The 12,726-nt window shown below is 60.3% G+C and carries 6 protein-coding genes; all 6 read right to left on the reverse strand.

From position 1 onward, the window contains the following. Nucleotides 1–399 precede the first annotated feature (399 nt). The 6 genes from tuf to rpoB all read right to left on the reverse strand — a co-directional run bounded on the left by tuf (nt 400) and on the right by rpoB (nt 12,690). A complete protein-coding gene (tuf, locus tag ACX80A_RS02155; RefSeq protein ID WP_196841992.1) occupies nt 400–1,590 on the reverse strand; it encodes an elongation factor Tu in 1,191 nt (396 codons plus the stop codon). A gap of 151 nt (nt 1,591–1,741) precedes the next feature. Next, entirely contained in the window at nt 1,742–3,856 is a 2,115-nt protein-coding gene (fusA, locus tag ACX80A_RS02160; RefSeq protein WP_459258035.1) for an elongation factor G, read from the reverse strand. A gap of 42 nt (nt 3,857–3,898) precedes the next feature. Beyond that, nucleotides 3,899–4,369, reverse strand: a complete 471-nt coding sequence (rpsG, locus tag ACX80A_RS02165; protein WP_019481489.1) for a 30S ribosomal protein S7 — start codon at nt 4,367–4,369, stop codon at nt 3,899–3,901. Next, nucleotides 4,369–4,743 carry a 30S ribosomal protein S12 gene (rpsL, locus tag ACX80A_RS02170; protein ID WP_019481488.1) on the reverse strand — a complete coding sequence of 125 codons (375 nt, stop codon included), beginning with the start codon at nt 4,741–4,743 and terminating at the stop codon, nt 4,369–4,371. The genes rpsG and rpsL overlap by 1 nt, the downstream gene beginning before the upstream one ends. A 327-nt stretch (nt 4,744–5,070) precedes the next feature. Next, nucleotides 5,071–8,961, reverse strand: a complete 3,891-nt coding sequence (locus tag ACX80A_RS02175; RefSeq protein WP_196841994.1) for a DNA-directed RNA polymerase subunit beta' — start codon at nt 8,959–8,961, stop codon at nt 5,071–5,073. A gap of 219 nt (nt 8,962–9,180) precedes the next feature. Then, a complete protein-coding gene (gene rpoB, locus ACX80A_RS02180) occupies nt 9,181–12,690 on the reverse strand; it encodes a DNA-directed RNA polymerase subunit beta (RefSeq protein ID WP_459258036.1) in 3,510 nt (1,169 codons plus the stop codon). Between the last annotated feature and the right edge of the window lie 36 nt (nt 12,691–12,726).

The raw sequence follows: 12,726 nt of genomic DNA on the forward strand, positions 1-12,726 counted from the left end.
CCTCACCCTCATCAGAGTTCCGGAACGGCACTGCCGCTGCAGCGCAGTGGGGTCTACGCCTTGGAGCGCCATCTCAGCCGAAGTTCTCAGGTGATTCCGCAGTTCCACTAGTCGACTCATACCCCGAGTCTTGCGGTCCGGCACCGGGCCGGGAGCCGACGTCGCCGTTATGTTGACAACCCTCCTCCGCCAGGGGTCCCAGGACTCTGCTCCCGCCGCCGAAAACCACCCGCGCAGCACTATTCGACAAACGGTGCAGTTATACGTGGGGCGTCTGCAGATTGCGGGGGCATTTGCCGACATGTGCCGCGCTAACGCAGAGCCACCCTGGAGACCCACGACAAAGGAGAGGCCCCGCTGCAGGTGCAGCGGGGCCTCTCCTCAGTGACTCGTGGAGAGTTACTTGATGATCTTGGTAACGCGTCCTGAACCTACGGTCCGGCCGCCTTCGCGAATAGCGAAGCCGAGGCCCTCTTCCATAGCGATTGGCTGGATGAGCGCAACGGTCATCTCAGTGTTGTCGCCAGGCATAACCATTTCAGTACCCTCGGGGAGAGTAATGACACCGGTTACGTCAGTTGTACGGAAGTAGAACTGAGGACGGTAGTTGGAGTAGAACGGGTTGTGACGCCCGCCTTCGTCCTTTGCCAGGATGTAGACGTTGGCATCGAAATCGGTGTGCGGGGTGATTGAACCCGGCTTGACGATAACCTGTCCACGCTCTACATCTTCACGCTTGATTCCGCGGAGCAGGAGACCACAGTTCTCGCCTGCCCATGCTTCGTCGAGCTGCTTGTGGAACATCTCGATACCGGTGACGGTGGTCTTCTGGATCGGACGGATACCGACAATCTCGATTTCCGAGTTGATCTTCAGGGTTCCACGCTCGGCGCGGCCCGTTACAACGGTTCCACGGCCGGTGATGGTGAAGACGTCTTCAACCGGCATCAGGAACGGCTTGTCCTTGTCGCGGATTGGGTCCGGGACGCTGTTGTCGACTGCATCCATCAGTTCCTCGACGGACTTGACCCACTCAGGGTCGCCTTCGAGTGCCTTGAGGCCGGAGACGCGCACCACTGGTGCCTCATCGCCGTCGAAGCCCTGCGCGCTGAGCAGCTCGCGGACCTCCATCTCGACGAGGTCAAGCAGCTCCTCGTCGTCGACCATGTCGGACTTGTTCAGCGCGACCAGCAGGTAGGGAACGCCAACCTGGCGGGCAAGCAGAACGTGCTCGCGGGTCTGAGCCATCGGGCCGTCAGTCGCAGCAACCACGAGGATTGCTCCGTCCATCTGTGCAGCACCGGTGATCATGTTCTTGATGTAGTCAGCGTGGCCGGGAGCGTCTACGTGTGCGTAGTGGCGCTTCTCGGTCTGGTACTCAACATGCGAGATGTTGATGGTGATGCCGCGCTGCTTCTCCTCGGGGGCCGAGTCGATGGACGCGAAGTCGCGTGCCTCGTTGAGATTGGGGTACTTGTCGTACAGCACCTTGGAAATGGCAGCCGTCAACGTCGTCTTTCCATGGTCAACGTGACCGATGGTTCCGATGTTAACGTGCGGCTTAGTCCGCTCGAACTTTGCCTTCGCCACGGGTTCCTCCTAGAACGTTTTGAGAAGATTTGCTTCCCAGCCGCGCTGTTCGCGGCTGAAACTGTTGCAAGTCTACTGGGGGCTTTTACTTTGATGAAATTACTGCATGCCGCAGGAACCGGGTGGCTCCGTTGACGGGTCTACGTTTGGGCTATTCGCCGCGGGTCTTTTGGATAATCTCGTCGGCTACAGCCTTCGGAACCTCCGAGTAGCTGTCGAACTTCATCGAGTACACCGCACGTCCCTGGGTCTTCGACCGCAGGTCACCGATGTATCCGAACATGCCCGACAGTGGAACCATGGCCTTGATGACCTTGACACCACTTGCGTCCTCCATGGACTGCATCTGCCCACGACGGGAGTTGAGGTCACCGATAACTTCACCCATGTATTCCTCAGGGGTGCGGACTTCAACTTCCATCAATGGTTCGAGCAGCACTGGATTGGCCATCCGTGCGGCTTCCTTGAACGCCATCCGGCCGGCAATCTTGAATGCCATTTCAGATGAGTCGACATCGTGGTACGCGCCGTCGAGCAGCACAGCCTTGATGCCAACAACCGGGTAGCCGGCGAGAACGCCGTCGTTGAGGGCATCCTGGATGCCCGCGTCGACGCTGGGGATGTATTCGCGAGGGATGCGTCCACCGGTGACTTTGTTGTCGAAGGCGTACAGGACGCCGTCTTCAACTTCCATCGGCTCGATGGCGATCTGGATCTTCGCGAACTGGCCGGATCCACCCGTCTGCTTCTTGTGGGTGTAGTCGTGCTTGGGAACTGCGCGCTTGATAGTTTCGCGGTAAGCAACCTGGGGCTTGCCCACGTTGGCCTCGACGCGGAACTCGCGGCGCATCCGGTCCACCAGGATGTCCAGGTGGAGCTCGCCCATACCAGCAATGATGGTCTGACCGGTGTCCACGTTGAGGGAGACCTGGAAGGTCGGGTCCTCAGCGGAGAGCTTCTGGATAGCTGTTGAGAGCTTCTCCTGGTCGCCCTTGGTCTTGGGTTCGATCGCGACCGAGATCACTGGATCCGGGAAGCTCATCGACTCAAGAACAATCTGCTTGGAACTATCCGACAATGTGTCGCCGGTCGTGGTGTCCTTCAGACCGATCGCTGCGTAGATGTGACCTGCAAGGGCTTCCTCAACCGGGATTTCCTTGTTGGCGTGCATCTGGAACAGCTTCCCGATGCGCTCCTTCTTGTTCTTCGTGGAGTTGGTCACCTGGGTACCGGCAGAAATCTGACCGGAGTACACGCGGATGAACGTCAACTGTCCGAAGAACGGGTGGGTAGCCACCTTGAACGCCAAAGCCGAGAACGGCTCTTCGGTGCTCGGCTTACGAGTCAGTTCAACTTCCTCGTCCCGGGGATCGTGACCGATCATCGGGGGAACATCGAGCGGGTTCGGCAGGTAGTCAACAACTGCGTCGAGCATGGGCTGCACGCCGCGGTTCTTGAACGCCGAGCCACACAGCACCGGGTAGATTTCCGAAGCGATGGTGAGCTTACGGATTCCAGCCTTGATCTCCGCAGTGGAGGGCTCTTCGCCGGCGAGGTACTTCTCCATGAGCTCGTCGTCGGCTTCAGCAACGGCTTCGAGCAGGCGTGCCCGGTAGTCGTTTGCCTTCTCCACGAGGTCAGCAGGGATCTCTTCGATCTCGTACTTGGCACCCATGGTGACGTCACCCTTGGAGTCGCCGCGCCAGGTCAGCGCGCGCATCTCGACCAGGTCGACGACGCCTTCAAAGTCGTTCTCTGCGCCGATAGGCAGCTGGATAACCAGCGGCTTGGCGCCGAGACGGCTGATGATGGTGTCGACGGTAAAATAGAAGTCAGCGCCCAGCTTGTCCATCTTGTTGACGAAGCAGATGCGGGGAACTTCATACTTGTCGGCCTGGCGCCAGACGGTTTCGGACTGCGGTTCTACGCCTTCCTTACCATCGAACACCGCTACTGCACCGTCGAGGACGCGCAGTGAGCGCTCAACCTCAACGGTGAAGTCGACGTGGCCGGGGGTATCGATGATGTTGATCTGGTTGTTGTTCCAGAAGCAAGTCACGGCGGCACTCGTGATGGTGATGCCGCGTTCCTTTTCCTGTTCCATCCAGTCAGTCGTGGAGGCGCCGTCGTGCGTCTCGCCGATCTTGTGGTTGACACCCGTGTAGAACAGGATGCGCTCGGTAGTAGTGGTCTTGCCAGCATCGATGTGGGCCATGATGCCGATGTTGCGGACCTTGTTAAGGTCGGTAAGCACGTCCTGTGCCACGGTGTCTCCCTAAATCTTGGGTTCGTAGAAGTCGGAGTCTGGTTACCAGCGGTAGTGTGCGAAGGCTTTGTTGGACTCAGCCATCTTGTGCGTGTCTTCGCGGCGCTTCACAGCTGCACCAAGACCGTTGGACGCATCCAGGATCTCGTTCATGAGACGCTCGGTCATGGTTTTCTCGCGACGAGCCTTCGAGTAACCAACGAGCCACCGCAGGGCCAGGGCCATGGAGCGGCCCGGCTTAACCTCGACGGGCACCTGGTAGGTCGCGCCGCCGACGCGGCGGGAGCGAACCTCGAGGGAAGGCTTGACGTTGTCCATAGCCTTCTTGAGTGCTGCGACAGGATCGCCGCCACTCTTGGCACGGGCACCCTCAAGTGCTCCGTAGACGATGCGTTCTGCTGTGGACTTCTTGCCGTCAACGAGCACCTTGTTGATCAGCTGAGTGACCAGAGGGGAACCGTAGACGGGATCTACAACTAGCGGCCGCTTAGGGGCCGGGCCCTTACGTGGCATTACTTCTTCTCCATCTTCGCGCCGTAGCGGCTACGAGCCTGCTTGCGGTTCTTGACACCCTGGGTATCAAGCGCACCACGGACGATCTTGTAACGGACACCGGGCAGATCCTTCACACGACCGCCGCGCACCAGCACGATGGAGTGTTCCTGAAGGTTGTGACCGACACCTGGGATGTAAGCGGTAACTTCAATGCCGCCGTTGAGGCGCACGCGGGCAACCTTACGGAGCGCCGAGTTCGGCTTCTTGGGGGTGGTCGTGTAAACGCGGGTGCAAACGCCGCGCTTCATGGGGCTGCCCTTCAGTGCGGGCGCCTTGGTCTTGACGACCTTAGGTGTCCGGCCCTTGCGGACCAGCTGGTTGATAGTAGGCACTTCTGCGTTCTCCGTAATGTCTAGAGATATTGACTGTCGTTTACGCCGAACCTACATCTGTAAGCCATCGCGACTTGACCGTAGGCGTGCGAAAATGTGGCATTCGTTGTACAAGTTCCCTACAACGCGGAGATACGCCCGCTAGGGCGCCGATCCTCTGCCACACAAACAATTACCTATTACCTTACCAGAGATCGGTTGGCGACCCCGACGCGCTCTGGAACCTGATGCGGCTACTGGCCTCTCCCCCGGTTAAAGCAGCAGGCCCCGCCCACCCGAGGGTGTGCGGGGCCTACTTTGGTCAGTACCTCTTAGCGAGTGCTTCGCTTAGCGGAACTCGGAACCCATGTCGTAGTCATCCAGTGGGATGGCGTGGAACTCTGGCGCCATCGAACCTTCGACTCCTGCGTAGTCAAAGTCGCTGAAGGCGCTAGGACCGGTGAACAGGTTGGCCTTGGCTTCCTCAGTCGGTTCAACAGTGATCTTCGTGTAACGATCCAGACCGGTGCCGGCCGGGATCAGCTTACCGATGATCACGTTTTCCTTCAGACCCAGCAGAGGATCGCTCTTGCCTTCCATGGCGGCCTGCGTAAGGACACGCGTGGTCTCCTGGAACGACGCGGCTGACAGCCACGACTCGGTGGCGAGCGACGCCTTGGTGATACCCATGAGCTCGGGACGGCCTGACGCCGGCTTCTTGCCCTCGGAGACCACGCGACGGTTCTCGTCCTCGAAGCGACGGCGTTCGGCCAGCTCTCCGGGGAGAAGGGTCGACTCGCCTGATTCGATCACGGTGACGCGGCGAAGCATCTGGCGAACGATAACCTCGACGTGCTTGTCGTGGATACCCACACCCTGGCTGCGGTACACGGTCTGTACCTCATCGACCAGGAATTCCTGGGCCTTACGGGGGCCGAGGATCCGGAGGATCTGCTTCGGATCGACAGCACCGAATACCAACTGCTGTCCCACCTCGACATGCTCGCCGTCGGTGACCAGCAGGCGTGCACGCCGCAGGACCGGGTAGGCAATTTCTTCGGAGCCGTCGTCGGGCGTGACAACCAGGCGAAGCTGCTTCTCGCCGTCCTCGATGTTGACCCGTCCCGCAACCTCAGAGATCGGAGCGACACCCTTGGGGGTACGCGCTTCGAAGAGCTCCTGGATACGGGGCAGACCCTGGGTGATATCTTCCGCCGAAGCAATACCACCGGTGTGGAAGGTACGCATGGTCAGCTGCGTGCCTGGCTCACCGATCGACTGTGCGGCGATGATGCCGACTGCCTCACCGATGTCAACGGTCTTGCCGGTAGCCAGCGAGCGGCCGTAGCAGAGGGCACAGGTGCCGACGCTCGACTCACACGTGAGCACGGAGCGCACCTTGATGTCGGTCACACCGGCAGCGAACAGCTCGCCGATGAGAACGTCACCGACGTCGGAGCCTGCCGGAGCAAGCACCTTACCCTTGGAATCCAGTACCTCGGAGGCCAGCGTCCGCGCATAGGCGGAGTTCTCGACCTCTTCGTGCAGGACCAACTCGCCGTCGCTGTTCGGCACCGCAATGGTGACGTTCAGTCCACGCTCGGTGCCGCAGTCGTCTTCGCGAACGATGACGTCCTGCGACACGTCCACCAGACGACGGGTCAGGTAACCCGAGTTGGCGGTACGCAGTGCGGTATCGGCGAGACCCTTACGGGCACCGTGGGTTGCGATGAAGTACTCCAACACCGACAGGCCCTCACGGTACGAGGACTTGATCGGACGAGGGATGATCTCACCCTTGGGGTTCGCCACCAGACCACGGATACCCGCGATCTGACGGACCTGCAGCCAGTTGCCTCGAGCACCAGAGGACACCATACGGTTAATGGTGTTGTCCTTCGGCATGGCACCGCGCATGGACTCGGCTACCTCGTTGGTGGCCTTGTTCCAGATGTCGATCAGTTCCTGGCGGCGTTCCTCATCAGCGATCAGACCCTTGTCGAACTGGGACTGCACCTTGGCGGCCTGCTTTTCGTAGACCTCCATGATGCCAGCCTTGTTGATCGGCGCGGAGATGTCGGAGATTGCCACGGTGACACCGGAACGGGTTGCCCAGTAGAAACCGGCATCCTTCAGGTTGTCCAGCGTTGCCGCGGTGACCACCTTCGGGTAGCGCTCGGCGAGATCGTTGACAATGGTGGACAGCTGTCCCTTGTCGGCAACTTTCTCTACCCAGGGGTAGTCAGCGGGCAGGGTGTCGTTGAACAGTACCTGTCCGAGCGAGGTTTCGATCAGCGCCGGGGTTCCTTCGACCCAGCCTTCCGGTGCAGCCACGTCCGCGCTGGGCACGAAGTGTGGGATCCGGATCCTGACTACCGAGTTCAGGTGCAGCACACCCATGTCGAAGGCCATGATGGCTTCGGCGGGGGTGGTGAATACGCGGCCTTCGCCGGCTGAACCTTCACGCTTGGTGGTGAGGTGGTGCAGGCCGATGATCATATCCTGCGAGGGCAGGGTGACCGGACGACCGTCCGAAGGCTTCAGGATGTTGTTCGAGGAGAGCATCAGGATGCGCGCCTCGGCTTGGGCCTCTGGGCTCAGCGGCAGGTGAACTGCCATCTGGTCGCCGTCGAAGTCAGCGTTGAACGCGCCACAGACGAGTGGGTGCAGCTGAAGGGCCTTACCTTCAACCAGCTGTGGTTCGAACGCCTGGATACCCAACCGGTGCAGGGTAGGTGCGCGGTTCAGGAGCACTGGGTGCTCGGTGATGATCTCTTCGAGAACATCCCAAACCTGTGGGCGGTAACGCTCAACCATCCGCTTGGCGCTCTTGATGTTCTGCGCGTGGTTGAGATCGACCAGGCGCTTCATCACGAACGGCTTGAAGAGTTCCAACGCCATCTGCTTGGGCAGACCACACTGGTGCAGCTTCAGCTGAGGGCCGACGACGATAACCGAACGTCCCGAGTAGTCGACACGCTTACCCAGAAGATTCTGGCGGAAACGACCCTGCTTGCCCTTGAGCATGTCAGAGAGCGACTTCAACGGACGGTTGCCCGGTCCGGTGACCGGACGGCCACGACGACCATTGTCGAAGAGGGAGTCCACAGCTTCCTGGAGCATCCGCTTTTCGTTGTTGACGATGATCTCGGGCGCACCGAGATCGAGCAGGCGCTTCAGACGGTTGTTGCGGTTGATCACACGACGGTACAGGTCGTTGAGGTCGGAGGTCGCGAAGCGGCCACCGTCCAGCTGGACCATGGGGCGCAGTTCCGGCGGGATCACTGGGACGGCGTCGAGCACCATGCCCAGCGGGCTGTTGGTGGTGGTAAGGAACGCGTTGACAACCTTCAGGCGCTTCAGGGCACGCGTCTTGCGCTGCCCCTTACCGTTCTGGATGATGTCGCGGAGCAGCTCGGCCTCGGCCGGCATGTCGAAGTTCTCAAGACGCTTCTTGATCGCCTCTGCACCCATGGACCCCTCGAAGTACAGTCCGTAGCGGTCACGCAGCTCGCGGTACAGGCCCTCGTCACCTTCAAGGTCAGCGACCTTGAGGCTCTTGAACCGGTCCCAGACCTGCTCGAAGCGCTCGATCTCGATGTCAGCGCGCTTACGCACATTGGCCATCTGGCGATCGGCGGAGTCGCGTGCCTTCTTCTTCTCGGCTGCCTTCGCGCCCTCGCCCTCAAGCCGGGCAACCTCATCCTCAAGGTCCTTGGCAATGGTGGCGATGTCGGAGTCACGCTGGTCGATCATCTGCTTCTTCTCCAGGTCGTGCTCAGCCTGGAGGTTTGGCAGTTCGGCGTGACGGTTTTCCTCGTCGACGGCGGTGATCATGTAGGCAGCGAAGTAGATGACCTTTTCGAGGTCCTTCGGTGCCAGGTCAAGCAAGTAACCCAAGCGCGAAGGGACGCCCTTGAAGTACCAGATGTGGGTAACGGGAGCCGCAAGCTCGATGTGGCCCATGCGCTCACGGCGTACCTTGGCGCGGGTGACTTCAACGCCACACCGCTCGCAGATGATGCCCTTGAAGCGGACGCGCTTGTACTTACCGCAGTAGCATTCCCAGTCGCGGGAAGGTCCGAAGATCTTCTCGCAGAAGAGGCCGTCCTTCTCAGGCTTGAGGGTACGGTAATTGATGGTTTCCGGCTTCTTGACCTCGCCAAAAGACCAACCACGGATTTCGTCCGCAGTGGCTAGGCCGATTCGCATGAGGCCGAAGGAGGATTCGCTGGACATATGGTCCCTGTTCTCTCTTTGTTCTCTAAATTCTTGAAGTCTTCATAAGGGGCGGGGAGGAGGTCCGACGGCGGCTGGCCGGGTGCGTTTGCAACCCAGCGAGCCCGCTGGTTCAGGGAGGTGCCCGGAGGAAGGCGGCTTTAATATTTCTAGGCCGCCCACGGCCGACGAAATTTCGTTGCCGCCGTTCCGGGCACCGGACTGAACCGGACGTTCGAGCTAAACCTCTTCGACAGAACTCGGCTCGGCCCGTGACAGGTCGATACCCAGTTCCTCCGCGGCCCGGAAGACTTCTTCATCCGAGTCACGCATCTCTATCGTGGTTCCGTCGGTGGAGAGTACTTCCACGTTCAGGCACAACGACTGCATTTCCTTGATCAGCACCTTGAAGGATTCGGGGACACCCGGTTCTGGAATGTTCTCGCCCTTCACGATCGCCTCGTAGACCTTGACGCGGCCATGGATATCATCCGACTTGATGGTCAGAAGTTCCTGCAGCGTGTAGGCGGCGCCATAGGCCTCAAGGGCCCAGACTTCCATCTCACCGAAGCGCTGGCCGCCGAACTGAGCCTTACCACCCAGCGGCTGTTGGGTGATCATGGAGTAAGGTCCGGTGGAGCGTGCGTGGATCTTGTCGTCCACCAGGTGGTGAAGCTTCAGGATGTACATGTAGCCGACCGAGATGGGGTCCGGGAACGGCTCGCCGGAGCGACCGTCAAAGAGCAACGCCTTGCCGGATTCACCGATGAGGCGCTTTCCGTCGCGGGTTTCCTTGGTGGACTTCATCAGACCAACGATTTCGTCCTCAGTTGCGCCGTCGAAGACGGGGGTTGCAACAGTGGTCGAACCGCTTTCGCGGGGCAGGTTCGGGAGGTTCTTCAACCACTCCGGCTCGCCGTCGATCTTCCAGCCCTGCTTGGCCACCCAACCGAGGTGGATTTCCAGGACCTGGCCGACGTTCATTCGGCCTGGTACGCCCAGCGGGTTGAGCACGATGTCAACAGGGGTTCCGTCCTCCATGAACGGCATGTCCTCGATCGGCAGGATCTTGGAGATAACCCCCTTGTTGCCGTGACGCCCGGCCAGCTTGTCGCCGTCGGTGATCTTACGTTTCTGCGCAACGTAGACGCGGACCAGCTGGTTTACACCGGGCGGCAGCTCGTCGTCGTTGTCGCGGTCGAAGATCCGCACGCCGATGACCGTTCCGGACTCGCCGTGGGGAACCTTCAGTGAGGTGTCGCGGACTTCGCGGCTCTTCTCACCGAAGATAGCGCGCAGGAGGCGCTCCTCAGGGGTCAATTCCGTCTCACCCTTAGGGGTAACACGGCCAACCAGGATATCGCCGGCTTCAACCTCTGCACCGATGTGGATGATGCCACGCTCGTCCAGGGCCCCCAGGACCTCTTCGGAGACGTTCGGGATGTCGCGGGTGATTTCCTCGGCACCAAGCTTGGTGTCGCGGGCGTCAACCTCGTGCTCCTCGATGTGGATCGAGGTCAGGACGTCGTCGGAGACGATGCGCTGGGAGAGGATGATCGCATCCTCGAAGTTGTGACCTTCCCAGGACATGAACGCAACGAGCATGTTCTTGCCCAGTGCGAGCTCACCCTGATCAGTTGACGGACCGTCAGCGATCATCGTGTTGTACTCGACCCGGTCACCCTCGGAAACCAGCACGCGCTGGTTGTAGGCATTGCCCTGGTTGGAGCGGGCGAACTTCATGATCGGGTAGTTCGTCTCGGTGCCGTCGTCGTTGAGGATGCTCACCAGATCGGCTGAGACCTCCTTGACAACGCCAGCCTTGACGGCGGTGACAGCGTCGCCGGCGTCGACTGCTGCGTTCTTCTCCATGCCGGTGCCCACGAGGGGACGCTCGGAACGGAGCAGGGGAACAGCCTGACGCTGCATGTTCGCACCCATGAGGGCACGGTTCGCGTCATCGTGTTCCAGGAACGGGATCATGGCGGTAGCCACCGACACCATCTGGCGTGGGGAGACGTCCATGTACTCGACCTCGATGGCCTCGACCAGGACGGGCTCGCCCGAACCGCCTCGGGTACGCACCAGAACCGTTGGTTCGATGAAGTTGCCCTTGCCGTCGAGTGGGGCGTTCGCCTGTGCGATCAGGCGCTCCACCTCGTCGTCGGCGGTGAGGTAGTCGATCTGCTCCGTGACGATTCCGCCGACAACCTTGCGGTAAGGAGTCTCAATGAAGCCGAACGTGTTGATGCGTCCGTAGGATGCCAACGAGCCGATCAGACCAATGTTCGGGCCTTCAGGGGTTTCAATGGGGCACATACGACCGTAGTGAGACGGGTGAACGTCGCGAACTTCCATGCCTGCGCGGTCACGGGACAAACCGCCCGGGCCCAGCGCTGACAGGCGACGCTTGTGCGTCAGACCTGCCAGAGGGTTGTTCTGATCCATGAACTGCGACAGCTGGGACGTTCCGAAGAACTCCTTGATTGCCGCAACTACCGGACGGATGTTGATCAGGGTCTGAGGCGTGATGGCCTCAACATCCTGGGTTGTCATGCGTTCGCGGACAACGCGCTCCATGCGGGAGAGACCGGTGCGGACCTGGTTCTCGATGAGCTCGCCGACCGCGCGGATGCGGCGGTTGCCGAAGTGGTCAATGTCGTCGACCTCGACGCGCAGTTCGACGTCGCCGCCGTCGCGCTTGCCACCCAGAGTTTTCTCGTTGGCGTGCAGGGCTACCAGGAATTTGATCATCGCGACAATGTCGTCGATGTTCAGGACCGAGGCGTCCTTGTCGTCAAGGCTCTTGTCGATGCCGAGCTTGCGATTGATCTTGTAACGACCAACCTTCGCCAGGTCGTAGCGCTTGGGGTTGAAATACAGGTTGTCGAGGAGCGTCTTGGCGGCCTCAACTGTGGGCGGCTCTCCCGGGCGAAGCTTCCGGTAGATGTCCAGCAACGCGTCTTCCTGTGTTTCGGTGGTGTCCTTCTCCATGGTGGCGCGGATGGAGTCGTAGTCGCCGAACGTTTCGAGGATCTGACCTTCGGTCCAGCCCAGTGCCTTCAGGAGCACGGTGACTGACTGCTTGCGCTTCCGGTCGAGGCGGACGCCGACCTGATCACGCTTGTCAATTTCGAGTTCGAACCAGGCGCCGCGTGACGGGATGATCTTCGCGCTGAAGATGTCCTTGTCACTGGTCTTGTCAGCGGTGCGCTCAAAGTAGGCGCCCGGCGAACGGACCAGCTGGGATACAACGACACGCTCGGTGCCGTTGATCACAAACGTGCCCTTCTCCGTCATCAACGGGAAGTCACCCATGAACACTGTCTGCTGTTTGATTTCGCCAGTGTTGTTGTTCATGAACTCGGCCTTGACGTACAGGGGGGCCGCGTACGTTGCGTCGCGGTCCTTGCACTCGGCCATCGTGTACTTCGGATCAGCGAACTCCGGCTCCGAGAAGCTCAGGGACATGGTGCCCTGGAAGTCCTCGATCGGGGAGATCTCTTCAAAGATGTCAGCGAGACCCGATGTGGAGGCCACACCCTGCAGCTTCTGCTCCAGAGCTTCCTGCACGCGCGCCTTCCAGCGCTCGTTTCCTACCAGCCAGTCGAAACTGTCGGTTTGGAGCGCGAGGAGGTTAGGAACGTCCAGCGGTTCGTGAATCTTTGCGAATGAAAGCCGGGGGGCGACGCTATCGGCGTCGACCTGGCTGGTAGCGGTTGCATTATTAGAGGTGCTCGAGGCGACCAAGAGGGATCCTTCCACAGACCTTCAGGCTTGTTCAGC

The organism is Arthrobacter sp. TMN-50 (assembly GCF_054511125.1).

Coding starts and splice junctions, on each gene's coding strand:
- ACX80A_RS02175 (WP_196841994.1), bottom strand. CDS start 8,961: ATGTCCAGCGAATCCTCCTTCGGCCTCATGCGAATCGGCCTAGCCACT.
- rpsG (WP_019481489.1), bottom strand. CDS start 4,369: ATGCCACGTAAGGGCCCGGCCCCTAAGCGGCCGCTAGTTGTAGATCCC.